Origin of the sequence: Haemophilus parainfluenzae (assembly GCF_003253005.1) — a bacterium.
GTDB classification, from domain to species: Bacteria; Pseudomonadota; Gammaproteobacteria; order Enterobacterales; family Pasteurellaceae; genus Haemophilus_D; species Haemophilus_D parainfluenzae_M.
The window spans coordinates 78,927-104,508 of sequence record NZ_QEPZ01000003.1 but is presented as its reverse complement, the minus strand read 5'-3'; the positions used below and the strand labels follow the sequence as shown (position 1 = coordinate 104,508).

Genomic DNA, 25,582 nt, shown 5'->3' with positions numbered 1-25,582 from the left:
TAAAACGGAGATATAATAAAGCAAATTTAGAAATTTGTCTTGGAAAAATGACCGCACTTTGATCTGCATCTTGTTTTTCAATAAAGTGCGGTAAGTTTTTATCTCTTTTTCGCCAATTATTTCTTTTATTTCAGTGGAATTGCCTTCAAAAGTTGGTTAAAGTTGCGCGAAATTTCGTATTATTTTACGACGCATTATTTATTCTTAATTGAGACTTTGTTGCATTGAAAAAGGAATCATTATGTCTCTTTCGACTTTTTTTCAGCAAACTAAAATACAAATAAAATCAGCGATATCTACCCATCCGATTGAAATCTTCATGATTGCTGCGTTTGCTCTTGGAATTTGGTTTGTGGATATGAACTCAGAAAAAGATCATTTAGCTTATTGGCTATTTGAGCCGATGCTACTTGCCTTTATTTATTTGTCTCGTCCTTACTCATGGTATCGTTTTTCGTGGATTGTGCCTCTCATTACTGTTTTCATCATTTGGCAAGTGAATGATAATGCTGATTTTTATGGCTATAGCCCTAAGTTTTGGGGCACTCAATTTATTGTGTTATTGATATTATTCGGCTTTCCATTTGAAAAAAATAATCAAGGGTTTACCTACCGTAATTTTATCAATCTATTCCATCTTGGCTTAGCAACGGCGGTATGGTTATTGGTATTTGGATTAGTAGCGGCTATTTTATTTACGATTACAACACTCTTTAATATAGAGTTTTCTGATAGTTTCTATAGTCACGTTTATATGTCTTTAGGCATTTTTACTCAGCCACTGTTTTTCTTAGTATTCCAACAGCGCCAAGTTAAATCGGAAATGACGTTAAATCGCATTTTTGACATTTTAGTTAATTTCGTATTAGCACCAGCATTGATTATTTTCACTATGTTGCTTTATGCTTATGTTGTTCAAATTATTTTTGAAGGCGTATTACCAAAAGGCATGCTGGCTAATATTACCTTGCCTTACCTGCTTGGTGGTTTAGGCGTATATGCATTACGTTCTATTTGTGCTAAAGCCCGCTGGGAAACTTTCTTTAAGTTCTATCCATTTCTTGCTATTGTGTCAATCGTGTTGCTATGGCTGGCGATTGATCGCCGTATTAGTGCCTATGCTTGGACTGAACCACGAATTTATTTAGTTGCCTTAGCTACGGCGATTACGATTGCTTATACCATTTTAATCATCTCTAAAATTCGTCAATATCGTTTGATTTCTGTTGTTGTAATGATAGCTATTTTTGTCATGACTTGGGTGGTGAATCCGAAAGAAATTGCTTATCAAAGCCAAACGGAACGTTTTGAACAGTTATTAACAAAACTAAATTTATCCGATAATTCAGGCAAAATTCGTGATGATGTAGATTTTGTAGAGCGTTTAGAAAATATGCCGAAGAGCGAGCTTAAAGATTGGGAAGAATTAGATAGTGTATCAGACTATTTGCTTTACAGTATAGAGCTAGACTCTTCTGTGGAAGATGCTTATCAAGAAAGACGAGAGGTATTTAATAAGCAATATGGTGAAAAATCGAAAGAACTTTTGGCATTCAATATTTATCGTGATGAGATCCGCATCAATGAGCGAATAATTAGCGACCGAAAAACAACAGTGGGATTTGAATGGAAATCAATTGATGTCACGCCGTATAAAAAATGGATTCGTGTACCGATGCCTGGATTTGCTCGTACAGAGGTTCAGACTTATATGAAATCTGATGAAAAAGCGGATAAGCACAAAGAGAAGCCTGAGGTTTGCTTTGTTGAAGATCATGACAGATATTGTACGAATATGGATGAACATATTCACAAAGTATTCAAAGAACATCAGCTAGACCCGATGAAAAAAATCTTTCAAGCTGAACTTAAATCGCTTAGCCAAGATTTATTAAAAATTGATAGACCAAGCTTTACGATTTATTTGAGTGAGCTTGATATGGAATTTAGTCAAGAAAAAGGCTATTACTACAAGGAATTAACCGTCGAAGCTATTTTCGATAAATAGACAATATATAAAAAGTGATCTGGACCCAAAGTAGGTGTCCCGATTTTGGGGTACAGATCACTTGTTTATGGAATTATCAGCAAATTACTTTTCAGTTTTTAACTGATTTTCTCTGGCTGCTTTGACAAAGCCTTCAAATAATGGGTGGCCATCACGTGGCGTTGACGTAAATTCTGGGTGGAATTGACATGCCACAAACCATGGGTGGTTTGGTACTTCAATGATTTCCACTAATTTACGATCAGCCGATAAACCAGTTACTTTAAGGCCCGCTTTTTCAATTTGTGGAAGCAGGTTATTGTTCACTTCATAGCGGTGACGATGACGCTCTTCAATCGTTTCTTTACCATACAATGCACGCGCTTTTGAGCCTTCAATTAAATGGCATTGCTGTGCCCCTAAACGCATCGTGCCACCGAGATCTGAATTGTCGTCACGGGTTTCAATGTGGCCTTCCGCATCTTGCCATTCTGTAATCAAACCAACAACAGGTTGCTCACAGTTACGATCAAATTCAGATGAGTTGGCTTTTTCAAGACCTGCAACGTTGCGCGCGTATTCGATTAACGCAATTTGCATCCCTAAACAAATACCGAGGTAAGGAATATTGTTTTCACGCGCATATTTTGCTGTCAAAATTTTACCTTCTACACCGCGATAGCCAAAGCCGCCAGGTACTAAAATACCATCTACGCCTTTTAATACGTCAGTGCCTTTGGTTTCAACATCTTGAGAATCAATGTATTTGATATGCACGCTTAAACGGTTTTTCAAGCCTGCATGTTTTAAGGCTTCATTCACTGATTTATACGCGTCTGGTAATTCAGTATATTTACCAACCATACCGATGGTCACATCGCCCACTGGGTTTGCTTCTTGATAAAGCACTTGTTCCCATTCAGAAAGATCTGCTTCAGGGCAGTTTAAGTGGAAACGTTGGCAGATAAATTCATCTAAACCTTGTGATTTCAATAATGCAGGAATTTGGTAGATTGAATTTACATCTTTTAATGAAATTACTGCACGTTCTGGTACGTTACAGAATAAGGCGATTTTTGCACGCTCGTTTGGTGGAATCATGCGATCTGAACGGCAGATAAGCACATCTGGTTGAATACCAATTGAAAGTAATTCTTTTACAGAATGTTGTGTTGGTTTGGTTTTCACTTCGCCTGCTGTTGGGATATATGGCACTAACGTTAAGTGCATAAAGAGAGTATGCTCACGTCCGACTTGTACGGCAAGTTGACGAAGTGCTTCTAAGAATGGAAGTGATTCAATATCGCCCACGGTTCCGCCCACTTCAACAATTACCACATCATGGCCTTGTGCACCGGCAATCACGCGATCTTTGATTTCATTGGTGATGTGTGGAATAACTTGAATTGTCGCACCTAAATAATCACCACGACGCTCTTTGCGTAATACTTCAGAATAAATTTTACCTGTGGTGAAGTTGTTGCGTTTGGTCATTTTGGTACGAATAAAACGCTCGTAGTGACCTAAGTCTAAATCGGTTTCCGCCCCGTCTTGTGTCACGAACACTTCGCCGTGTTGGGTTGGGCTCATTGTACCCGGATCCACGTTGATGTAAGGGTCTAATTTCATAATAGTCACGTTTAAGCCACGTGCTTCTAAAATTGCTGCCAATGATGCTGCAGCAATACCTTTACCTAACGATGAAACTACACCGCCTGTGACGAAAATATAATTTGTAGCCATAGTGAGAGACCTAAAATGTTGGGATAAAAATGATTATAGCCAATCATCTTTTATGCAAATTTGTGCAGAATGCTGAAAAGTGCGGTCAAAAATAAAAGAAAAAGATGATTAGCTATCAAGACGGGAGGATAGTTTACAGGATTTGAGATTTTTATACAATCTTGTCTTGTCAGGAATGTATGAAAATTAAATGGCTTATCATATTCTCTATTCTACGATAGAATAAGCCCAAATTTTTTATAAAGAAGAGAAGAATTTATGACAAATAAAGCATTAAGCGTGGTGATTTTAGCGGCCGGTAAAGGCACTCGTATGTATTCTGATTTACCAAAAGTCTTGCATAAAGTGGCAGGAAAACCGATGGTAAAACATGTGATCGATACGGCGAATCAATTAGGTGCAGAAAACGTGCATTTAATTTATGGTCACGGTGGCGAATTAATGCGTGAACGTTTGGCAAATGAAAGCGTGAACTGGGTGTTCCAAGCTGAACAGTTGGGTACTGCCCATGCTGTTCAACAAGCCGCACCATTCTTCAAAGATGATGAAAATATTGTGATTTTATATGGTGATGCGCCATTAGTGACCAAAGAAACATTGGAAAAACTCATTGTAGCGAAACCAGAAAATGGGATTGCATTGCTCACTGTGAATTTAGATAACCCTACGGGTTACGGCCGTATTATTCGTGAAAATGGTAATGTAGTGGCGATCGTAGAACAAAAAGATGCCAACGCAGAACAATTAAAAATCCAAGAAGTGAATACAGGCGTGTTAGTAGCTGATGGTGCGCATTTCAAAAACTGGCTTTCTCGTGTGAAAAATAACAATGCACAAGGCGAGTTTTATTTAACGGATGTGATTGGTTTAGCCAACCAAGATGGTTGCCAGGTTACTGCCGTTCAAGCCTCTGAATTTATGGAAGTAGAAGGTGCCAATAATCGTTTACAGCTTGCTGCATTAGAGCGTTTTTATCAACGTAAACAAGCAGAAAAACTTTTACTTGCAGGCGTGATGTTAATTGACCCAGAGCGTTTTGATTTACGCGGCACATTAGAACATGGTAAAGATGTTGAAATTGATGTGAACGTGATTGTGGAAGGCAATGTGCGTTTAGGTGATCGTGTAAAAATCGGTGCAGGTTGTGTATTGAAAAACGTGACTATTGGTGATGATGTTGAGATCAAGCCTTATTCTGTTTTAGAAGATGCCACAATTGGTGAGAAAGCAGCGATTGGTCCATTCTCTCGTTTACGTCCAGGTGCTGAATTAGCCGCTGAAACCCATGTGGGTAACTTTGTGGAAATTAAAAAATCCACAGTAGGTAAAGGCTCTAAAGTAAACCACCTTACTTATGTCGGTGATACTGAAATCGGTGAAAACTGTAATATCGGTGCAGGTGTTATTACTTGTAACTATGACGGTGCGAATAAATTTAAAACAATCATTGGTAACAATGTATTTGTTGGATCGGATACGCAGTTAGTCGCGCCAGTTGCCGTCGCAGATGGAGCAACCATTGGGGCTGGTTCAACGATCACTCAAAATATTGAGAAAGATGAGCTTGTAATTACTCGTGTGCCACAACGTCATATTCAAGGTTGGCAAAGACCAGTGAAGAAAAAGTAATTAACATTGAAAGGCGAACCAATGTGTTCGCCTTTTATGATTTGATGCCTTTTACTTTATAAAGGCTATTCGAGTTGCTAAAATCATCGTCTATTTATAAAGACAGATAATTTCCTATGACAAAAAATAAAACAGGGCTTTCGTTCCTTTGGGTAAGTGCGATCGCATTTATCCTTGATTTACTAACTAAATATATTGTAGTGCAACGCTTTGATCTCTATGAAAGCGTGAACCTATTACCCGTTTTTAATTTAACCTATGTGCGTAACTATGGCGCAGCGTTTAGCTTTTTAGCTGAGCATGATGGTTGGCAGAAATATTTCTTTATCGTGCTAGCAATCGGAATTTCTTTGATTCTGGCTTACTTTATGAAAAAGAATTCTTCGGAAAAAAAATTACAAAACTCAGCTTATGCACTGATTATTGGTGGTGCGTTAGCCAATATGGTGGACCGTGCGTATAACGGATTTGTGGTGGATTTCTTAGATTTTTATTGGGATATTTATCATTATCCGGTATTCAATGTGGCAGATATTGCGATTTGTATTGGTGCGGGTTTATTAGTATTAGATGCCTTTAAAGGTGATAAAAGAGCGGTCAAAAATGAAGATAATTTTAGCTAATCCTCGCGGATTTTGTGCGGGTGTCGATCGAGCCATTAGCATTGTTGAATTAGCGCTTGAAATTCATGGTGCCCCAATTTATGTCCGTCATGAAGTGGTGCATAACCGTTTCGTGGTGAATGGTTTGCGTGATCGTGGTGCGATTTTTGTGGAAGAATTAAGTGAAGTGCCAGATGGTGCCATTGTGATTTTCTCTGCTCATGGTGTGTCACAAGCCGTTCGTCAGGAAGCGAAAGATCGTCAGTTAAAAGTATTTGATGCAACTTGTCCGTTGGTAACCAAAGTGCATATGCAAGTGGCTCGTGCAAGCCGTAAAGGGACGAAAGCGATTTTGATCGGACACAAAGGCCATCCCGAAGTGGAAGGCACAATGGGGCAGTATAATAATGCTGAAGGTGGTATTTTCTTAATTGAAAGCGTGGAAGATATTGCTCGTTTGCCAGTTCAAGAAAGTGATGATTTAACCTTTATGACGCAAACCACACTTTCTCTTGATGATACGGCGGAAACTATCAGTGCATTGAAAGACAAATATCCTGCTATTCAAGGCCCGCATAAAAATGATATTTGCTATGCTACAACGAATCGTCAAGAAGCAGTGCGTGAATTAGCGAAACAATGTGATTTAGTGGTGGTTGTAGGCTCTAAAAACTCATCAAATTCTAATCGTTTAGCTGAGTTGGCATCGCGTATGGGTGTGAAATCAAAATTGATTGATGATCCAAATGATGTGGCAGCAGATTGGTTTGAAGGCGTTGAAACAATTGGCGTAACAGCAGGCGCTTCAGCACCTGAAGAGTTGGTGCAATCCGTGATTGGTCGATTAAAAGAATTTGGTGCGGATAGTATTGAAGAGCTTCAAGGCTTAGAAGAAAATATGTTCTTTGAAGTGCCAAAAGAGTTAAGAATAAAAGAAGTGTCCTAATTTTATTAAAAAAGTGCGGTTAATTTACCGCACTTTTTTTGCGTTATTTTATTTTTTATTGTGCACTTTAAGCCATTTTTGCATTTGTTCAATTTCTGCTTTTTGAGCGTTAATAATATTCTCAGCAAGCTTACGCATCTCAGGATCTTTTCCGTATTTTAATTCAACTTCCGCCATTTTTACTGCGCCAATATGGTGTGGCAACATACCTGCTGCAAAAGCGACATCGGGATCTTGATATTGCATAGCTGCCATCATGTCTTGATGCATCTGATTCATACCTTGCATTAATTCTTGTTGCATTGAAGAACCTGTCGATATTGGCATATTCATATGTGCTTGATGTTGTTGTTCATTAGCTTGTGCATAAATTGAAACTGCAGCAGTGCTAAGTGCGATAAAAGTCATAAGTTTTTTCATGTTTTGCTCCTATGTGATAACTGAATAGGCGCAAATCATAAACATTAACCTAAGGTTAAGGTCAATATTTATTCCGAAATTTTTTGGTGAGATGTTAAAATGAGACAACGTTTGATATGAAGGACAAAATCATGAAACAAAAAATTGTGCTTGCCACAGGTAATAAAGGCAAAGTAAAAGAAATGGCAGACGTATTAGCAGATTTCGGTTTTGAAGTTATTGCTCAGACAGATTTAGGCATTGAAAGCCCAGAGGAAACTGGCTTAACGTTTGTCGAAAATGCAATTTTGAAAGCACGTTATGCATCTGAAAAATCAGGCTTACCGGCCATTGCAGATGATTCCGGCCTTGTGGTGGATGCGTTAAATGGTGCGCCAGGATTGTATTCTGCTCGTTATGCTGGAGTTGATGGTGAGGAAGCTGAAGCGAAAAACCGAGAAAAATTACTGGCAGAATTAGTCGATGTACCAACTGAACATCGCCAAGCAAAATTTGTGAGTACGATTGTGTTATTACAACACCCAAGTGATCCTTCTCCGATCATTGCTCAAGGCGAATGTGACGGACACATTATTTATGAAGAAAAAGGTGAAAATGGCTTCGGTTACGACTCGCTCTTTTTTAGCCCCGAAAAAGGCTGTACCTTTGCCGAACTAGAAACCGTAGAGAAAAAGAAAATCTCTCATCGTGCGAAGGCATTGGCCGTTTTAAAATCAAAATTAACTGCCTAAAGTGCGGTTGATTTTCAACGAGAATTAAAGGATACAAAATGATTGTGACAACCACCCCTAATGTTGAAGGGAAGCAAATCGTAGAATATAAACAAGTCGTCTTTGGAGAAGTGATTGCAGGGGCAAACTTTATACGTGATTTTTTTGCGGCCATTACCGATGTGATTGGTGGGCGTTCTAGTGTTTATGAACGTCGTATTGGTCGTGCACGCCAAGATGCCTTGAAAGAGTTGGAAGAAAAAGCGATTGCTTTAGGCGCAAATGCCGTGGTTGGCGTAGAGATTAATTACACAACAGTAAGCAATAAAAGTATGTTTATGGTGATTGCAAGTGGCACAGCTGTAGTGGTGCGCTAAGGTCGTTTTTTTATTTGCTTAAATGTAATTTTTGCGATCAAGATCGCAAAAGTGCGGTCGATTTCTTGCGTGTTTTCTATGTTTCTTAAAAATGTCACTGTTGATATGAATCAACGGTACTTATTTGTTAATAAAGGGCATTTTTATGAAATTGATGAAACATTTATTTAGTTCATTATTTATTGCGGGCGCGATGTTGAGTACACAAGCAATTGCAGAAGAAAAGACAGCAGAGCAGGCTCAACCGCAAACGGAAGTGCAGCAACAAACTGCTGTGCAAGCACCATCACAAACTGTACAACAAACAGTGAGTGATAAATTAAATATCAATACCGCTAGTGCATCAGAAATTCAAAAAGCATTGATTGGTATTGGGGCGAAAAAAGCAGAAGCCATTGTGCAATATCGTGAAAAACATGGTAATTTCACCGTGGCAGAACAACTACTTGAAGTACAAGGCATTGGCAAAGCTACGCTAGAGAAAAACCGAGATCGTATCGTGTTTTAATGTTGTTATTTTTATATGAAAAGCGGAATAGTGATATTCCGCTTTTTTATTTTTGAACAGAAAATTTACCAAAACTTGCAAAATATCAAATTTTTTTAGAATAAATTGGGGATTTCTTGCAATGGTTTGATAAGAGAGTAGAATACCAAATGGGTATAGGAATACCTATGTTGTAGTATAAGAAATAATAAACCAACTATTTGGAGTTAGATATGGCATCAGAAAATTTAAATCAATCTTCTGTTGCTCTCACACCAGTTGAAGCAACGGATTATGCTGAAAGCGTTGCTGCGTATAAAGCGCAAAAACGCCCATTTTTATCATTTCTGTCTGGTATTAGTGCTGGGGCTTGTATTGCTTTAGCCTTTGTATTCTATACGACGACACAAACAGCAAGCGCAGGAGCGTCTTGGGGATTAACCAAGTTAGTCGGTGGGTTAGTTTTCTCTTTAGGCGTAATTATGGTAGTAATTTTAGGATCTGAATTATTCACCTCTTCTACTTTAACCTTAGTTGCTCGCGTAGGCGGTAAGATAACCACAACGCAAATGATCCGAAATTGGATTGTGGTATATTTGGGCAACTTTGTGGGCGGTTTATTTATTGCAGCAGTGATTTGGTTTGGGGGACAAACCATGGCAGCAAATAGTCAATGGGGTTTAACCATTTTGGCTACCGCTCAACATAAGATTCATCATACTTGGTTTGAAGCATTTAACCTTGGTATTTTATGTAACATTATGGTGTGTGTAGCGGTATGGATGTCTTATTCCGGTAAAACTGTTACAGACAAAGCATTTATTATGATCATGCCGATTGGTTTATTTGTCGCATCTGGTTTTGAACACTGTGTGGCAAATATGTTTATGATTCCACTAGGCATTATCACCGCTCATTCTAGTACGCCAGAATTTTGGCAACAAATTGGGGTGGATCCAATGAAATATGCAGATTTAGATCTCTATCATTTCATTGTGAAGAATTTGATTCCAGTAACGTTAGGAAACATTGTGGGTGGTGCGGTTTGTATCGGCTTATTCCAACGTTATTTAACTAAAGCTCACTAATGTACTAACGAACGAAGCAAGACTTATTTTTTATCAATTAAAAAAGGAAATGACTATGTCAGAACTTAATGAAGCACAAGAAGCACAAAAAGTTGCGTGGGCAGGATTCGTTGCCGGTGATTGGCAAGAAAACGTCAACGTGCGTGATTTTATTCAAAAGAACTACACCCCGTATGAAGGTGATGATTCTTTCTTAGCAGGTCCAACCGAAGCGACAACAAAACTTTGGGAAACCGTAATGGAAGGAATTAAAGTTGAAAACCGCACACATGCGCCATTAGACTTTGACGAACATACGCCTTCAACGATTACTTCTCATGCACCAGGTTATATCAATAAAGACTTAGAGAAAATCGTAGGTCTTCAAACCGATGCCCCATTAAAACGTGCTATTATGCCATTTGGTGGTATTAAAATGGTGGAAGGCTCATGCAAAATTTACGGTCGTGAATTAGATCCTGAAGTGAAAAAAATCTTCACTGAATATCGTAAAACCCACAACCAAGGTGTATTCGATGTTTATACGCCAGATATTTTACGTTGTCGTAAATCGGGTGTATTAACTGGTCTTCCTGATGCTTACGGCCGTGGTCGTATCATTGGTGACTACCGTCGTGTCGCACTTTATGGTGTTGACTTCTTAATGAAAGATAAATACGCACAATTCACTTCTTTACAAAAAGACTTAGAAGATGGCGTAAATCTAGAAGCAACTATCCGTTTACGTGAAGAAATCGCAGAACAACACCGTGCATTAGGCCAAATGAAACAAATGGCAGCAAGCTACGGTTACGATATTTCTAACCCTGCAACGAATGCTAAAGAAGCTATTCAATGGATGTACTTTGCTTATCTTGCTGCAATCAAATCACAAAACGGTGCAGCGATGTCATTCGGTCGTACAGCAACTTTCATCGATGTCTATATCGAACGTGATTTAAAAGCAGGTAAACTTACTGAAACTGAAGCGCAAGAATTAGTTGACCACTTAGTCATGAAGCTTCGTATGGTTCGTTTCTTACGTACACCTGAATACGATCAATTATTCTCTGGTGACCCAATGTGGGCAACTGAAACCATCGCAGGTATGGGTTTAGATGGCCGTACATTAGTAACCAAAAATACATTCCGTATTTTACACACCCTTTACAACATGGGTACTTCTCCAGAACCAAACTTAACCATTCTTTGGTCTGAACAATTACCTGAAAACTTCAAACGTTTCTGTGCGAAAGTATCGATTGATACCTCATCTGTTCAATACGAAAACGATGATTTAATGCGTCCAGACTTCAACAATGATGACTATGCAATCGCATGTTGTGTATCACCAATGGTTGTTGGTAAACAAATGCAATTCTTCGGTGCGCGTGCAAACTTAGCGAAAACATTGTTATACGCAATCAACGGCGGTATCGATGAAAAGTTAGGTATGCAAGTAGGTCCGAAAACTGCACCAATTACTGATGAAGTGTTAGATTTCGACACCGTCATGACTCGTATGGACAGCTTTATGGATTGGTTGGCAAAACAATATGTGACAGCCTTAAACATCATCCACTACATGCACGATAAATATTCATACGAAGCCGCATTAATGGCGTTACATGACCGTGATGTATTCCGTACCATGGCTTGTGGTATCGCGGGTCTTTCTGTTGCAGCAGACTCACTTTCAGCAATTAAATATGCGAAAGTTAAACCAGTCCGTGGTGACATCAAAGATAAAGATGGCAATGTTGTTGCAACTAACGTAGCAATCGACTTTGAAATCGAAGGTGAATATCCACAATATGGTAACAACGATAACCGTGTTGATGACATCGCTTGTGACTTAGTTGAACGTTTCATGAAGAAAATTCAAAAACTTAAAACTTACCGCAACGCAGTGCCTACACAATCTGTATTAACCATTACTTCTAACGTAGTTTATGGTAAGAAAACAGGTAACACCCCAGATGGTCGTCGTGCTGGTGCACCATTCGGACCAGGTGCAAACCCAATGCACGGTCGTGACCAAAAAGGTGCGGTAGCGTCATTAACTTCTGTTGCTAAACTTCCATTTGCTTACGCGAAAGATGGTATTTCTTATACCTTCTCAATCGTACCAAATGCGTTAGGTAAAGATACCGAAGCACAACGCCGTAATCTTGCTGGCTTAATGGATGGTTACTTCCACCACGAGGCAACAGTTGAAGGTGGCCAACACTTAAATGTGAATGTGTTAAACCGTGAAATGTTGTTAGATGCAATGGAAAATCCGGATAAATATCCACAATTGACTATCCGTGTATCTGGTTACGCAGTACGTTTCAACTCTTTAACTAAAGAGCAACAACAAGACGTCGTAACCCGTACATTTACTGAGTCTTTCTAAATAAATAGAATTATGCTTTAATATAAACCACTCACAGAATAATTTTGTGAGTGGTTTATTTTTATATAGGAGAGCAAATTATGCTAACAGTTATTGCCCAATTTTCAGTAAAAGCGGACAAAATTAATGATTTTCTAGCCCAATGTCAAGAATTAATTAAGCATACTCGTCAAGAAACAGGATGCGTATCTTATGAATTACAACAAAATAGCGAACAAGATAATCATTATGTTTTTATTGAGCAATGGAAAAGCAAAGCTGATTTAGAACAACATTTTGCAACGCCACACTTTACCTCAATTGTACCTGTATTGGTTGAGTATTGTGAGCAAGCACCAGTGGTGCAAACCTTTCAAAAAGTTAGTGAATAATGACCGCACTTTAATAAATATATTTTAATTATGAGCCTGATTTTAAGTCAGGCTCATTTTTTATAGATGATATTTTTGGTAAAATTTAGCTATATTCGTTTTTGGGAAATTTCAGTATGTCTGTTCTAGGAAGAATTCACTCCTTTGAATCCTGTGGAACCGTGGATGGTCCAGGCATTCGTTTTATTTTATTTATGCAAGGCTGCTTGATGCGCTGTAAATATTGCCACAACCGTGATACTTGGGATCTTGAAGGTGGTAAAGAAATCAGTGTCGAAGATTTAATGAAAGAAGTCGTGACTTATCGCCATTTTATGAATGCTACTGGCGGTGGTGTTACGGCATCTGGCGGTGAGGCTGTGTTACAAGCAGAGTTTGTACGCGATTGGTTCCGTGCTTGTAAAGCAGAAGGGATTAATACTTGCTTAGATACAAATGGTTTTGTACGTCATTATGATCATATTATTGATGAATTATTAGATGTAACAGATCTTGTTTTACTCGATTTAAAAGAGCTTAATGATCAAGTTCATCAAAATCTTATTGGTGTACCAAATAAACGGACGCTGGAATTTGCGAAATATCTGCAAAAACGTAATCAGCGTACCTGGATTCGTTATGTGGTGGTTCCAGGCTATACCGATAACGATCATGATGTTCATCTGCTCGGACAGTTTATTGAAGGTATGACCAATATTGAAAAAGTTGAACTTCTTCCTTATCATCGATTAGGTGCGCATAAATGGAAAACCCTTGGGTTAGATTATGAGCTTGAAGATGTATTGCCACCGACAAAAGAGTCGCTTGAGCATATTAAAAATATCTTAGAGGGATACGGACATACCGTAAAATACTAAGCGATAGTGCTAAACGGTAAACAGCAAGCTTCAGTAAGCTTTAAGGAGAGAAAAATGAAAAAATTAGTATTAACGTTTTTAGGTGTAGCCCTTTTAGCAGGCTGTTCAGCTGTTCAATCACCAGGTACACAAGAAGAGGTGACATTAACACCTCCTTCAAAAGATAGAGGGGGGTATATTCGATTAGTAAAAGATAAAAACTACTATATTGATACCGATTCAATTTGGGTAGATAACCAAGATTTAAATCAGGTGCACTTTGATGCCGTGGTGAATTTGGATAAAGGTTTATATGTGTATCCAAATGAGAAAAGACGCTATGCGCGTTCTGTTCGCCAATATAAAATTTTAAACTGTAAGAACTACCATTTAACTCAAGTTCGTACTGATTTTTATGATGATTTCTGGGGTGAAGGTTTACGCGCCGCACCGAAAAAACAAGAGAAATACACCATTAGCTTAAAACCTAACACAACGCTCTATGCGGCTGCGCAAGTTATTTGTGTGAACTCAGATAGAAAACCTTCTTTAGAGTTAGAAGGCTCAAAAGCAAAATAATCAATTAAAGTGCGGTTAGAAATAACCGCATTTTTTATCTCTCAGACATTAATGAACAGGCAATAAAAAACGGTCAATATTCATTAAATATTGACCGCTCTTTTTATCTCTCAATGAAAGATTATTTCACACGAGAGACGTATTCGCCTGAACGAGTATCAACTTTGATTACTTCGCCGATTTGAACGAAAAGAGGTACTTTCACCACTGCACCAGTACTTAATGTTGCTGGTTTACCGCCAGTACCTGCAGTATCACCTTTAAGACCTGGGTCTGTATCGACGATTTCTAATTCAACAAAGTTTGGTGGAGTAACAGTAATTGGCGCACCATTCCATAAAGTCACGATACAATCTGCTTGGTCTAATAACCATTTTTCTGCATCACCTACAGCTTTTGCATCAGCAGAGTATTGTTCAAATGTTTCTGGGTGCATGAAGTACCAGAACGCATCATCTTTGTATGAATAAGTCAGGTTAAGATCCATAACATCAGCAGCTTCAACCGAAGTACCAGATTTGAAGTTTACATCTAATACTTTGCCTGAAATTAATTTACGAATACGAGTACGAGTAAAAGCTTGACCTTTACCTGGTTTAACGAATTCGTTTTCAACGATCACACAAGGCTCACCGTCTTGCATAAATTTTAGACCTGGTTTGAAATCACTGGTAGTATATGTAGCCATATTAAAAATATCCTAAAAAATAGAGATTGTTTGAAAGTGCGTATTTTAACCCGAAATATTGCGATTAGAGAAGAACAAAATTGGTTAGAAACCCTAAAAAATGCGATTTCTGATCCGAAAATCTTATTAAAAACCTTAAATTTGCCCGTTGAAGATTTTGCCGAGGATATCGCTGCTCGTAAACTTTTTGCTATGCGAGTGCCTTTGCCTTTTGTTGAAAAAATGGAAAAAGGGAACCCTAAAGACCCACTTTTTTTGCAAGTGATGACGGCTCAACAAGAATTTATCGAAGCGGAGGGGTTTGGCCAAGATCCTTTAGATGAGCAGCAAAAAAATGCCGTGCCTAATATTCTGCACAAATACCAAAATCGCTTGCTGTTTATGGCAAAAGGGGGCTGTGCAGTCAATTGCCGCTATTGTTTCCGTCGTCATTTTCCTTATGATCAAAACCCAGGCAATAAAACCAGTTGGCAACAAGCAATAGACTATATTGCCGCACATTCTGAAATCGAAGAAGTGATTTTTTCAGGCGGCGATCCGATGATGGCGAAGGATAGTGAATGGGCGTGGCTATTAGAACGCCTTGAAAAAATACCGCACTTACAACGTTTGCGTATTCATTCTCGTTTGCCGGTCGTGATTCCAGAGCGAATTACGGATGAATTTTGTGATTTATTGCTAAAAAGTCCACTACAAACAGTGTTTGTGACGCATATCAATCATCCGAGTGAAATTGATGAGGAACTCGCTTTCGCTATGCAAAAATTGGTAGCGGCTAAAGTCATTTTACTCAATCAATCAGTCCTTTTAAAGGATGTGAATGATAACCCACATACATTAAAAGTATTAAGCGATAAGCTGTTTCAAGCAGGAATTTTGCCTTATTACTTGCATTTGTTGGATAAAGTGCAAGGTGCGAGCCATTTCTATATTTCAGATGAGAAAGCGTTACAAATTTATAAAGAATTACAGGCACTCACTTCTGGCTATTTAGTACCCAAATTAGCTCGAGAAATCGGTGGAGAGCCAAATAAGACTTTATACACAGCGTAAGATCCGATAAAATACGATTCAATTTTTCACCGCACTTTTTGTGCGATCTTTAGTTTAGCAAATCGAGGTAATCCCGTGGATAATAAAAATCAACCTAACGACAATTCATCTCAAAATGAATTAGATTTAGGATTTAATCATTCAGACTCTGTGACACCAAGAAAACCAGTTAAACAAAGTGGCTCAATTTTTGATAAAGCCAAAGGTTTATTTGGTAAAAAAGAACAGGCAGATACACAATTCCATGTTCGTCGCGAACCAACTTTTGGTGCGGCAGCAAGCCAACCTTTTTCACCTTCTCAAGCATTCCAAAGTGAAACTACTGAACAGTCAGTGCAATCAAATGCTTTAGGCTCTCAAGAGTTTGTTGAAAATGTTCAAGTAGAAAACGTAGCGGAAGAAAAAGTGATTTTTGAAAACTCACCAGCAGAAGAGATTGTGGAAGAAGTGACGACTCAAGCAGAAACAGTTGCACCAACAGCCGCCACAGCAGCAAGTTTGAAATCACCTGAAAAATGGAAGGTTCTACAAATGTTACCAGAAAAACATCGCCGTTTATTTATTGCTATTTTGGGGTTAGTGGTATTACTGATCATTTTCTTCACTCTAAAACCAAATTCAGATACGGTAGAGTCTTTTGAACAACAAAACAGTAATGAAATTCCAGTTCAATTCCAATCATTGGATCAGTCTCAACCAGTTGAAACTACAGTATTAGATAACAATAATACTACGGCTCCTGCAACAACAGAACCATCAGCAAATGACGCTAAATCAAATACACCTCCAGCAATGGAATATGTAGGTGATAAAGCAGAGGTTGCTAAATCACAAACTGCAGAGCCAGCACAACAAACTGTTGCTCAACAACCTGCAACACAAGCTCCAGCTCAACCAACTGTTGCTCCGACAGCAGCTAAAGAGCCAGTGAAAACAGCACAACCAGCTGTAGAAAAACATACCGCAACAGTTGAGCATAAAGCAGAACCTCGTCGTGAACAAACACCTGTGGTTCAAGAGAAAAAACAACCTAAACCTGTAGCTGAAAAAGTGACAGCTCAACCGACTCAAACCGTGAAAAAAGAGTCAAGCAAAATTCAAGAAGCGAAACCAGTTGCTACTAAAGACAGTAAGGTTCAAATTGTGGAAGCGAAATCCGCAACCAACAAGACTGTGAAAGCTGCAGAACCAGTAGCTCAAACAGCTTCAACCGGTACAACAAAAACATTAACTGTGCCTCAAGGTGTTTCACTGATGCAAGTATTCCGTGATAATAAATTGAATATTTCAGATGTGAATGCGATGACAAAAGCAAGCGGTGCTGGTAGTGCATTAAGCAGCTTCAAGCCTGGTGACAAAGTACAGGTTTCAGTGAATAGTCAAGGTCGAGTGAGTGAGCTTCGTTTATCAAATGGTGGCAAGTTCATTCGTCAAGCTGATGGTTCATACCAATATATAAAATAATCTTTAGTGGGCGAGCAATCGCCCATTTTTCTAGCTGAGATTGTTTATCCTTGCTCATTTTATAAAGTGAGCAATCATAAATAAACCTTGATGGAAATAGGATTCATGTTAAAAAAAATAGGCGTAATTTTGACCGCACTTTGGCTTTCCGCATGCTCGCAGAGTGTTGAGTTAAATAAAGCCACACCACAGAAAATGAAAGTGCAAACCGTTGATAAAAAATCCCAAAAGGGTTTAACAACCGTTTATTTGTGCAAAGACAATAAAGAAGTGAGTGTGGTTCATACCAAGCAAAAACAGAAAAGTAAAAAAACACTTAGTCAGGTCACGGTAACCTATAATGATGTGACAGAAAAACTGACGCGAGTAATTTCTGAACGTGGTAGAAATTATGCCAATATTCGTTGGTACTGGCAGGAGCGTGATGACTTTAGTCGATTACAAACTAGCGTAGGTGAAGTGCTCGCAGAACGCTGTGTTAAACAATCAAGTGAATTAAAATCAGGAAAATAATTCTTATATGGATCTCCAACGAGGCTTTGTATTGCATCGTCGTCCTTATAGTGAAACCAGCCTTTTGGTGGATTTATTCACTGAAGAAACAGGCCGTTTAACGGTTATTGCAAAAGGTGCACGCGCGAAGCGTTCTGCGTGGAAATCTGTCTTACAGCCTTTTACCCCATTACTTCTGCGTTGGTCAGGGAAAGGCGCATTAAAAACACTCACTAAAGCTGAACCGGCTGCGATTACATTACCTTTACAACAGACGGCTCTATACAGCGGATTTTATGTAAATGAGCTGATTATTCGAGTGATCGAGCTAGAAACTGCCAATCCACAACTTTTTCAGCATTATCTGCAATGCTTAACAGGCTTAGCCACTCAACCACAGGTTGAGCCTACATTACGTCTATTTGAATTTCATCTACTTAAAATTTTAGGTTATGGCATTGATTTTCTGCATTGTGCCGGATCAGGTTTGCCAGTGGATGAATCAATGACTTACCAATACCGCGCGGAAAAGGGTTTTATCGCTTCGTTGGTGAAAGATAACTTGACCTTTTATGGTCGAGATTTACTCGCCTTTGACCGTTTGGAATTCACCGATGAGGCGGTCTTACAAGCGGCAAAACGTTTCACTCGCATCGCACTTAAACCTTATTTAGGCGATAAGCCACTGAAAAGTCGAGAATTATTTACGCAAAACGTACTTTATTTAAAATAATCCCTTTCTTTGATACAAATAGATTAAAACACCATCATGGCTTTACTTTACGCTCCTCAAAAAAAACAGAAAATCACACAAAGAATCGTCGCTGAAATTCAGGATTTAGATTATCAAGGGCTAGGTGTCGCCAAAATTCAAGGTAAAACCTGGTTCATTGAAAACGCCTTGCCAACGGAAAAAGTGGAGGCAGTAGTGACCGATGAAAAACGTCAATATGGATTAGCGACTGCACAAAAATGGCTACAAGAGAGTAATCAGCGTGTTGAGCCACAATGTCATTATTATGAGCGTTGTGGTGGATGCCAAGGCCAGCATATTCCGGTGGAAATGCAACGTAAAGCGAAAGAGAAAGCCCTTTTTTCTCGTTTAAGTAAACTGCAAGCTGAGCCCATTCAATCAATGCCCATGATTTTTGGCGAACAATGGACTTATCGTCGTCGAGTACGATTAAGTTTACTGTGGAATGTGAAAAACAAAACCGTTGAGATGGGATTTCGTCAGAAAAACTCCAATCAGTTAGTCAGCATTCAGCAATGCTTAGTCGCAGAGCAAGTAATCAATGATCTTATCCCCAAATTGACCGCACTTTGGGCGCAATATTCAACCCCGAAACAATTAGGGCATATTGAATTGGTTTCATCGGATAATGGCGTCGCTATGTTGTTACGCTATAAAGGAAATCTAGCCGAAACTGACCGCACTTTGTTGCTTGAGTTTGCTCGTGTAAATGCCGTCAATTTGTTCCTGCAAGATGATCAAGGTATCCAACTTGTGCATGGCGAAATGCCTTATTATATGTTAGGCGATATTCGTTTATCTTTTGATATCCGCGATTTTATTCAAGTGAATACCCACTTAAATCAGCAAATGATTGAGACGGCTTTAGATTGGCTTGATTTGAATCAGGACGATCACGTTTTAGATTTATTCTGTGGTATGGGCAATTTCACGTTGCCTTTAGCTAGATGTGTGAAAAGTGCGGTTGGAATTGAAGGTGTTTTTGATATGGTGAAAAAAGCCCAATTGAATGCACAGTTTAATCACATCGATAATGTTGAATTTTATCAAGCTGATTTAGACCAGAGTTTTTCAGAACAGCCTTGGGCAAAACAACATTTCAATAAAATTCTTCTCGACCCGCCTCGCAGTGGCGCCGCTTTTGCATTGAATGCGTTGTGTGAGCTAGGTGCAGAAAGCATTCTTTATGTATCTTGCAACCCTGCAACCTTAGTACGAGATGCTGAAATTCTTCGCTCTTTCGGTTATCGCATCATCAAAACGGCCATGATTGATATGTTCCCGCATACCAGCCATTTGGAGTCGGTGACATTATTTGAAAAATAATATCAGCTCGCTAATAGTTCCTTACAATATTATTACATTGGGAAGTGATTAAATTATCAACCTTTTATTTTATTGTTTATTCTTTTCAGGCATAATTCTAATTACAACAACTTATAGAAAGGTTCTAGGTTTATGTCGTTTAGTAAAGCAGAAAAATTACAAATGTCAGAGGCGGATATTCGTTCCAAGTTTATTACTCCTGCTATTCGTAATGCAGGTTGGAATGAGCGTCAGATTCGAGAAGAGCACTCATTTAAAGCGGATAAAGAATTTACTGATGGGCAAATGGTCGTTGACCCTAAAACCAAAAAAGCGTCTAGAAAACAAGCTAAACGAGTAGATTATTTACTTTACCAATCAGCCAACCAAAAAATTGCAGTAGTTGAAGCCAAAGACAATAAACATACACCTCGTGATGGATTACAACAGGCTATGGATTATGCGCTTTTACTAAACACCCCCTTTGCTTATAGCTCAAATGGCGATGAATTTGTTGAACACGATTTTTTAACAGGAGCACAGCGTACTTTGCCGATGAGCCAATTTCCTACTCCTCAAGAACTAGAGGCTCGTTGGGCCAAGCAATATACAGCCGAAGAGCTCAAAATTATTCAACAACCGTACTATACGAGTGTAAGTGATAACTTTAAAGAACCTCGATATTATCAAGAAGTTGCAATTAATCGTACTATAGAGGCTGTAGCTAAAGGACAACAACGCATTCTTCTCGTTATGGCAACCGGTACAGGTAAGACGTACACAGCCTTTCAAATTATCCATCGTTTAAAAGCCAGTGGAACGAAGAAGAAAATTTTATTTCTTGCAGATAGAAATGTACTTGTTGATCAACCAATGACGCAAGATTTTAAGCCATTTAAAGAAACAATGGTAAAAGTGAGTAATAAGACTCTAGATAGCGCATTTGAAGTCTATCTAGCTCTTTATCAACAACTTGATGGTTCAGCTGATAATTCTCTTTTTAAACAGTTTAAACCCTCTTTTTTCGATCTAATTATCATTGATGAGTGTCATAGAGGGAGTGCTAAAGAGGATTCAAACTGGCGCTCAATTTTAGAATATTTTTCCTCTGCAACCCATATTGGTATGACGGCAACACCAAAAGAAACGGCAGATGCAAGTAATATCAGCTATTTTGGTGAGCCGATTTATACTTACAGTTTAAAACAAGGTATTGAAGACGGTTTTCTTGCACCTTACCGTGTAATTCGTGTCGATTTGGATTGTGATTTGAAAGGTTGGCGACCAACTAAAGGATTGAAGGATAAAGAAGGGCATGAAATCGAAGATCGTATTTACACGGTAAAAGATTTTGACTACAACATTATATTAGACGATAGAACCCGATTAGTCGCAGAACGTATTACTGAATTTTTAAAGAAAACAGATCGCTTAAGTAAAACTATAGTATTCTGTGCCAATATCAATCATGCGCAACGAATGGTAGCAGCTCTCTCTCACCTCAATGCTGATATGATGCATAAAAATTCAAAATATGTTTGCCAAATTACAGGTGATCAATCAGGCAAAAGTGCTGATCTTGAAGCGTTTTGTGATGTTAGTAATGAAAGTAAAGATTACCCCGTGATTGCTGTAACATCAAAGCTGATGACAACAGGCGTGGATAGTAAAACTTGCAAATTGGTAGTGCTTGATGCGAACATCAATTCAATGACTGAATTTAAACAAATTATTGGGCGCGGTACACGCTTGCGTGTCGATGCTGGTAAGGAGTTTTTCACAATTCTTGATTTTCGTGGTGTCACCCGTCTCTTTGCAGATCCTGCTTTCGATGGTGAGCCAGTGGTTATTCTTGATATCCCAGAAAACGCGCCAATCGTTGATATACCAGAGGATGATATAAATCCAAGAAACCCGAAACAACCTTCCGATGATAAAGTAGAGGAACCACCTCCTGTTTACAAACCAACTGTAGTTGTTAAAGCAGGGACGCTGAATCTCACGATCTTAGATGAAAAAGTGCAATACCTAAATGAACAGGGAAAACTTGTTCTAGAAGATATTGCAGAATTCTCTCAACGTGAAATCAAGAAAGATTTTACCAATTACGAACAGTTCCATTCAAACTGGCTAGAAAGTGGTGATGTTTTCACAAAATTTTATACTCATGATGAATGGATAAATGCTTTACGGAGAAAGGGCAATATTGGTGTTGATGTTGATACTTTTGATGTGTTAAGAGCAGTTAGTTATGGTAAAAAACCATTAACTAAAACAGAACGGGCAGACAAAGTTAAACAGAGTGGCTATTTATCTCAATACTCAAGTGAAAACCAAGAGGTTTTAGGTTTATTACTTGATGAATATGTGAAATCAGGCTCACAGGATTTAAGCAAAGCTGAGCTTCTTCAAACACCTAAATTTAGTCCATTCGGCGGTTTGGTTTCTATTATAAATAGTTTCGGCGGCAAAGCACTCTATCAGAAAGCGGTTAAAGGCCTAGAAAAAATCATTTACTCAGAATAATTAATCACTAAGGAACAACATGAGTTTAAATAATCTCGTAAAACGCTTGCAAGATGTTATGCGTAATGATGCAGGTATTAATGGTGACGCACAACGTATTGAACAAATTGTTTGGATTCTCTTTTTAAAAATTTATGATGCCAAAGAGCAGGAATGGAAATTACTTAATGATGGGTATCAATCTATCCTTCCAGATAGATTGAGCTGGGAGAATTGGGCGAAAGATAATAAAGATGGCAAAGCAATGACAGGCGAAGCGTTATTGAACTTCGTCAACAATGATCTTTTTCCTGTGCTGAAAAATCTTCCTGTTTCCCCACAAACACCAATGAACCAACGTATTGTCCGTGCTGCTTTTGAAGATAATAACAACTATATGAAAAATGGCGTATTATTACGTCAAGTGATTAATATCATTGATGAAATCAACTTCGAGCAATACCAAGAACGCCATGCTTTTGGGGATATTTATGAAAATATCCTAAAAAGTTTGCAAAGCGCGGGCAATGCAGGGGAGTTTTATACCCCGCGAGCAGTGACTGACTTTATGGTCAAAATGATTTCGCCAAAATTAGGCGAGCGTATTGCCGATTTCGCATGCGGGACTGGGGGATTTTTAACCTCAGCTTTAAAAGTATTAGAGCCACAAATTCAATCAGTAAATGACCGCACTTTGTTTAATAATGCCGTGTATGGTATTGAGAAAAAAGCCTTACCACATCTGCTTTGTATTACTAATCTCTTATTGCATGATATTGATACACCAAATGTGCATCATGATAACGCCCTTGAAAAAAACGTTAAAGATTATACAGAAAACGATAAGTTTGATGTCATTTTAATGAATCCTCCTTATGGTGGCTCCGAAATTGAGCAAATCAAGACAAACTTTCCTATTGAATTAAGAAGCAGTGAAACTGCCGATTTATTTATGTCAGTAATCATGTATCGCTTAAAGAAAAATGGGCGAGTAGCAATTGTGTTACCAGATGGTTTCTTATTTGGTGCAGACAATGCCAAAGTGGCAATCAAGAAAAAGTTAATCGAAACGATGAATTTACACACTATTATTCGCTTGCCACATAGTGTCTTTGCACCTTACACCTCGATTACGACCAATATTTTATTTTTCGATAACACGCAACCAACCAAAGAAACGTGGTTTTATCGCCTTGATATGCCTGAAGGTTACAAAAATTTCTCAAAAACGAAACCAATGAAGTTAGAGCATTTTAATGAAGTCATTGATTGGTGGCATAACCGTCAAGCTATTGAAGTTGAAGGTTTTGATAAGGCACGTTGCTATACGGCTCAAGAAATTATCGAACGACAATATAACTTGGATTTATGTGGCTTTCCTCATGAGGAAGAAGAGATTTTGCCGCCTGATGAACTTATTGCAAATTATCAGCAAAAGCGTACAGCTTTAAATGCTGATATTGATCGCATTTTGGCTAACATTACAGGGATTTTAGGAATCAAGTTATAAATCGAGCAGAAGAATCAATATGAAAGCACAGCAGTTAAAAAACGCCATTTTACAATTAGCCATTCAAGGAAAATTGGTTCCCCAAGATCCAAATGATGAGCCTGCAAGTGAATTAATAAAATGTATTCAATCTGAAAAAGAGCGGTTGATTTCCGAGAAGAAAATTAAAAAGCCGAAAGTAAAATCAGAAATTGTGGTTCGGGATGGTTTATCTTACGAGATCGTTAATGGTGTAGAACGCTGTATTACAGATGAATTACCTTTTGAGATCCCTGAGAGTTGGTGTTGGGTGAGGTTAAATGATTATTTAGATGTAAGAGACGGAACTCATGATACACCTAAATATGTAGTGTCAGGTATACCGTTAGTAACGAGCAAAAACTTAAATAATGGGAAATTAGATTTTTCTAACATTAAATATATTTCAGAAGAAGATCATAAACAAATATCTCTACGCTCAGGAGTTAATGTGGGTGATATTTTATTTGCTATGATAGGGAGCATTGGTAATCCAGTTTTGATTAAAGAAAATTCTAATTTTAGCATTAAAAATATTGGGTTATTTAAAAAATATATATCAGATATAAGTATGGAATATGTTTATTACATGCTTTTGAAATTGCAAGGTGATATGAGGAAAAAGTCATCAGGAGGTGTTCAATCTTTTGTTTCATTATCTTTTTTAAGAGATTATTTAATTCCTCTTCCCCCACTAAACGAACAAAAACGCATCGTAGCTAAGATTGAGGAACTGTTACCTTTTATTGAAGAATACGATAAGAAAGAGCAAAAACTGACTACTTTAAATCAGCAATTCCCTGATCAGTTGAAGAAATCAATTTTGCAAGCGGCAATTCAAGGTCAGTTAGTCGCGCAGGATCCGAATGATGAACCCGCAAGTGAATTGATAAAACGTATTCAAGCTGAAAAAGAGCGGTTGATTTCCGAGAAGAAAATTAAAAAGCCGAAAGTAAAATCAGGAATTGTGGTTCGGGATGGTTTGCCTTACGAGATCATTAATGGCGTAGAACGTTGTATTGCAGATGAATTACCTTTTGAGATTCCTGAGAGTTGGTGTTGGATGAGGTTATCAGAAATTTGTTCTAATATTCATTATGGATATACGGCATCTGCTAGTTCGAAAGGTACACATAAATTATTAAGAATAACTGATATACAAAATAATAAAGTAAGTTGGAATGATGTTCCATTTTGTTCTTTATCAGAGAAAGAAGCTGAAAACTATACTCTTAAGAAAGGTAACATTGTTATAGCAAGAACAGGTGGCACAATAGGAAAATCTTTTTTAATTAATAATATCCAAGAACAATCTGTGTTTGCATCTTATCTCATTAGAATCGTTTTACTTTCACATGTATATGAAAAATATATAAGTTACTATCTTAATAGCCCATTTTATTGGGAGCAATTAAGATCCTATTCTATGGGGACTGGGCAACCTAACGTCAATAGTGTTTCTTTAGGTTGCTTGTTCATTCCTCTCCCTCCATTAAGTGAACAAAAACGCATTGTTCAAAAAATAGAAGAAGTATTTTCTCATATTGAATCTCTATAAAAGGGTGGGCTGAATGCCCCTCTTTTTTATTTGATGAGAGATTTGCACAAACACCAATTTATTATTGTTCCTACTCCGCGTAA

23 protein-coding genes are annotated in these 25,582 nt (G+C 38.2%); 20 read left to right on the top strand and 3 right to left on the bottom strand.

Features of this window, described 5'->3' with window-relative positions:
- Positions 1-241: 241 nt before the first annotated feature.
- Positions 242-2,008: a DUF4153 domain-containing protein gene (locus DPV97_RS04850; protein WP_070714748.1), complete on the top strand. Its 1,767-nt coding sequence runs from the start codon at positions 242-244 to the stop codon at positions 2,006-2,008.
- An 84-nt stretch (positions 2,009-2,092) separates the two neighbouring features.
- On the opposite strand, the gene pyrG is transcribed toward DPV97_RS04850, so the two are convergent.
- Positions 2,093-3,730 (bottom strand): glutamine hydrolyzing CTP synthase, encoded by a 1,638-nt coding sequence (gene pyrG, locus DPV97_RS04845; protein WP_070714750.1) that lies wholly within the window; start codon positions 3,728-3,730, stop codon positions 2,093-2,095.
- 258 nt (positions 3,731-3,988) lie between these two features.
- Between pyrG and glmU the strand changes: the two genes are divergently transcribed.
- The 3 genes from glmU to ispH all read left to right on the top strand — a co-directional run bounded on the left by glmU (position 3,989) and on the right by ispH (position 6,907).
- Positions 3,989-5,359 carry a bifunctional UDP-N-acetylglucosamine diphosphorylase/glucosamine-1-phosphate N-acetyltransferase GlmU gene (gene glmU / locus DPV97_RS04840; RefSeq protein WP_070714752.1) on the top strand — a complete coding sequence of 457 codons (1,371 nt, stop codon included), beginning with the start codon at positions 3,989-3,991 and terminating at the stop codon, positions 5,357-5,359.
- A gap of 116 nt (positions 5,360-5,475) precedes the next feature.
- Entirely contained in the window at positions 5,476-5,982 is a 507-nt protein-coding gene (gene lspA, locus DPV97_RS04835; protein ID WP_070714754.1) for a signal peptidase II, read from the top strand.
- Positions 5,963-6,907, top strand: a complete 945-nt coding sequence (ispH, locus tag DPV97_RS04830) for a 4-hydroxy-3-methylbut-2-enyl diphosphate reductase (RefSeq protein ID WP_070714755.1) — start codon at positions 5,963-5,965, stop codon at positions 6,905-6,907. The genes lspA and ispH overlap by 20 nt, the downstream gene beginning before the upstream one ends.
- Before the next feature lie 48 nt (positions 6,908-6,955).
- Here ispH and copM read toward each other — a convergent pair whose 3' ends face one another.
- On the bottom strand, positions 6,956-7,327 hold the full coding sequence (copM, locus tag DPV97_RS04825; protein ID WP_070714757.1) for a CopM family metallochaperone: 372 nt from the start codon (positions 7,325-7,327) through the stop codon (positions 6,956-6,958).
- Positions 7,328-7,458: 131 nt separating this feature from the next.
- Between copM and rdgB the strand changes: the two genes are divergently transcribed.
- The 8 genes from rdgB to DPV97_RS04785 all read left to right on the top strand — a co-directional run bounded on the left by rdgB (position 7,459) and on the right by DPV97_RS04785 (position 14,152).
- Positions 7,459-8,058: an RdgB/HAM1 family non-canonical purine NTP pyrophosphatase gene (gene rdgB / locus DPV97_RS04820; protein WP_070714759.1), complete on the top strand. Its 600-nt coding sequence runs from the start codon at positions 7,459-7,461 to the stop codon at positions 8,056-8,058.
- Positions 8,059-8,096: 38 nt separating this feature from the next.
- Positions 8,097-8,414 carry a heavy metal-binding domain-containing protein gene (locus tag DPV97_RS04815; protein ID WP_070714761.1) on the top strand — a complete coding sequence of 106 codons (318 nt, stop codon included), beginning with the start codon at positions 8,097-8,099 and terminating at the stop codon, positions 8,412-8,414.
- A 145-nt stretch (positions 8,415-8,559) separates the two neighbouring features.
- Positions 8,560-8,922, top strand: a complete 363-nt coding sequence (locus DPV97_RS04810; RefSeq protein ID WP_070714763.1) for a helix-hairpin-helix domain-containing protein — start codon at positions 8,560-8,562, stop codon at positions 8,920-8,922.
- Between the two features lie 212 nt (positions 8,923-9,134).
- Positions 9,135-9,989, top strand: a complete 855-nt coding sequence (focA, locus tag DPV97_RS04805; protein WP_070714766.1) for a formate transporter FocA — start codon at positions 9,135-9,137, stop codon at positions 9,987-9,989.
- 55 nt (positions 9,990-10,044) lie between these two features.
- On the top strand, positions 10,045-12,366 hold the full coding sequence (pflB, locus tag DPV97_RS04800; RefSeq protein WP_070714767.1) for a formate C-acetyltransferase: 2,322 nt from the start codon (positions 10,045-10,047) through the stop codon (positions 12,364-12,366).
- A gap of 80 nt (positions 12,367-12,446) precedes the next feature.
- A complete protein-coding gene (locus DPV97_RS04795) occupies positions 12,447-12,737 on the top strand; it encodes a putative quinol monooxygenase (RefSeq protein WP_070714769.1) in 291 nt (96 codons plus the stop codon).
- Positions 12,738-12,853: 116 nt separating this feature from the next.
- Positions 12,854-13,594 carry a pyruvate formate lyase 1-activating protein gene (gene pflA, locus DPV97_RS04790; RefSeq protein WP_070714771.1) on the top strand — a complete coding sequence of 247 codons (741 nt, stop codon included), beginning with the start codon at positions 12,854-12,856 and terminating at the stop codon, positions 13,592-13,594.
- Between the two features lie 54 nt (positions 13,595-13,648).
- A complete protein-coding gene (locus tag DPV97_RS04785) occupies positions 13,649-14,152 on the top strand; it encodes a surface-adhesin E family protein (RefSeq protein ID WP_070714773.1) in 504 nt (167 codons plus the stop codon).
- Between the two features lie 121 nt (positions 14,153-14,273).
- On the opposite strand, the gene efp is transcribed toward DPV97_RS04785, so the two are convergent.
- Positions 14,274-14,840 (bottom strand): elongation factor P, encoded by a 567-nt coding sequence (gene efp, locus DPV97_RS04780; protein ID WP_005635150.1) that lies wholly within the window; start codon positions 14,838-14,840, stop codon positions 14,274-14,276.
- Positions 14,841-14,876: 36 nt separating this feature from the next.
- Between efp and epmB the strand changes: the two genes are divergently transcribed.
- The 8 genes from epmB (at position 14,877) to DPV97_RS04740 (ending at position 25,499) form a co-directional block, all read left to right on the top strand.
- Positions 14,877-15,893, top strand: a complete 1,017-nt coding sequence (epmB, locus tag DPV97_RS04775; protein ID WP_070714898.1) for an EF-P beta-lysylation protein EpmB — start codon at positions 14,877-14,879, stop codon at positions 15,891-15,893.
- Positions 15,894-15,968: 75 nt separating this feature from the next.
- Positions 15,969-17,357: an opacity-associated protein OapA gene (gene oapA / locus DPV97_RS04770; protein WP_070714775.1), complete on the top strand. Its 1,389-nt coding sequence runs from the start codon at positions 15,969-15,971 to the stop codon at positions 17,355-17,357.
- A gap of 105 nt (positions 17,358-17,462) precedes the next feature.
- A complete protein-coding gene (locus DPV97_RS04765; protein ID WP_070714777.1) occupies positions 17,463-17,870 on the top strand; it encodes an MliC family protein in 408 nt (135 codons plus the stop codon).
- A 7-nt stretch (positions 17,871-17,877) separates the two neighbouring features.
- The gene (recO, locus tag DPV97_RS04760) at positions 17,878-18,582 is read left to right on the top strand and encodes a DNA repair protein RecO (protein WP_070714779.1); all 705 of its coding nucleotides are present in this window, start codon (positions 17,878-17,880) and stop codon (positions 18,580-18,582) included.
- Positions 18,583-18,618: 36 nt separating this feature from the next.
- Positions 18,619-19,929: a 23S rRNA (uracil(1939)-C(5))-methyltransferase RlmD gene (gene rlmD / locus DPV97_RS04755; RefSeq protein WP_070714782.1), complete on the top strand. Its 1,311-nt coding sequence runs from the start codon at positions 18,619-18,621 to the stop codon at positions 19,927-19,929.
- A 132-nt stretch (positions 19,930-20,061) separates the two neighbouring features.
- Positions 20,062-22,434, top strand: a complete 2,373-nt coding sequence (gene hsdR, locus DPV97_RS04750; RefSeq protein WP_207798650.1) for an EcoAI/FtnUII family type I restriction enzme subunit R — start codon at positions 20,062-20,064, stop codon at positions 22,432-22,434.
- A gap of 19 nt (positions 22,435-22,453) precedes the next feature.
- Positions 22,454-23,923 (top strand): class I SAM-dependent DNA methyltransferase, encoded by a 1,470-nt coding sequence (locus DPV97_RS04745; RefSeq protein WP_070714785.1) that lies wholly within the window; start codon positions 22,454-22,456, stop codon positions 23,921-23,923.
- A 19-nt stretch (positions 23,924-23,942) separates the two neighbouring features.
- Positions 23,943-25,499, top strand: coding sequence for a restriction endonuclease subunit S (locus DPV97_RS04740; RefSeq protein ID WP_070714787.1), 1,557 nt, complete (start codon positions 23,943-23,945; stop codon positions 25,497-25,499).
- Positions 25,500-25,582: the final 83 nt, after the last annotated feature.

Excerpts from the sequence above, each read along its gene's own strand:
- DPV97_RS04815 (WP_070714761.1), top strand. The coding sequence starts at position 8,097 with ATGATTGTGACAACCACCCCTAATGTTGAAGGGAAGCAAATCGTAGAA.
- recO (WP_070714779.1), top strand. The coding sequence starts at position 17,878 with ATGGATCTCCAACGAGGCTTTGTATTGCATCGTCGTCCTTATAGTGAA.
- DPV97_RS04785 (WP_070714773.1), top strand. The coding sequence starts at position 13,649 with ATGAAAAAATTAGTATTAACGTTTTTAGGTGTAGCCCTTTTAGCAGGC.
- pflA (WP_070714771.1), top strand. The coding sequence starts at position 12,854 with ATGTCTGTTCTAGGAAGAATTCACTCCTTTGAATCCTGTGGAACCGTG.
- DPV97_RS04745 (WP_070714785.1), top strand. The coding sequence starts at position 22,454 with ATGAGTTTAAATAATCTCGTAAAACGCTTGCAAGATGTTATGCGTAAT.
- copM (WP_070714757.1), bottom strand. The coding sequence starts at position 7,327 with ATGAAAAAACTTATGACTTTTATCGCACTTAGCACTGCTGCAGTTTCA.
- efp (WP_005635150.1), bottom strand. The coding sequence starts at position 14,840 with ATGGCTACATATACTACCAGTGATTTCAAACCAGGTCTAAAATTTATG.
- DPV97_RS04740 (WP_070714787.1), top strand. The coding sequence starts at position 23,943 with ATGAAAGCACAGCAGTTAAAAAACGCCATTTTACAATTAGCCATTCAA.
- glmU (WP_070714752.1), top strand. The coding sequence starts at position 3,989 with ATGACAAATAAAGCATTAAGCGTGGTGATTTTAGCGGCCGGTAAAGGC.
- DPV97_RS04810 (WP_070714763.1), top strand. The coding sequence starts at position 8,560 with ATGAAATTGATGAAACATTTATTTAGTTCATTATTTATTGCGGGCGCG.
- focA (WP_070714766.1), top strand. The coding sequence starts at position 9,135 with ATGGCATCAGAAAATTTAAATCAATCTTCTGTTGCTCTCACACCAGTT.
- rlmD (WP_070714782.1), top strand. The coding sequence starts at position 18,619 with ATGGCTTTACTTTACGCTCCTCAAAAAAAACAGAAAATCACACAAAGA.
- DPV97_RS04850 (WP_070714748.1), top strand. The coding sequence starts at position 242 with ATGTCTCTTTCGACTTTTTTTCAGCAAACTAAAATACAAATAAAATCA.
- pflB (WP_070714767.1), top strand. The coding sequence starts at position 10,045 with ATGTCAGAACTTAATGAAGCACAAGAAGCACAAAAAGTTGCGTGGGCA.
- lspA (WP_070714754.1), top strand. The coding sequence starts at position 5,476 with ATGACAAAAAATAAAACAGGGCTTTCGTTCCTTTGGGTAAGTGCGATC.
- hsdR (WP_207798650.1), top strand. The coding sequence starts at position 20,062 with ATGTCGTTTAGTAAAGCAGAAAAATTACAAATGTCAGAGGCGGATATT.
- pyrG (WP_070714750.1), bottom strand. The coding sequence starts at position 3,730 with ATGGCTACAAATTATATTTTCGTCACAGGCGGTGTAGTTTCATCGTTA.
- DPV97_RS04765 (WP_070714777.1), top strand. The coding sequence starts at position 17,463 with ATGTTAAAAAAAATAGGCGTAATTTTGACCGCACTTTGGCTTTCCGCA.
- DPV97_RS04795 (WP_070714769.1), top strand. The coding sequence starts at position 12,447 with ATGCTAACAGTTATTGCCCAATTTTCAGTAAAAGCGGACAAAATTAAT.
- ispH (WP_070714755.1), top strand. The coding sequence starts at position 5,963 with ATGAAGATAATTTTAGCTAATCCTCGCGGATTTTGTGCGGGTGTCGAT.
- rdgB (WP_070714759.1), top strand. The coding sequence starts at position 7,459 with ATGAAACAAAAAATTGTGCTTGCCACAGGTAATAAAGGCAAAGTAAAA.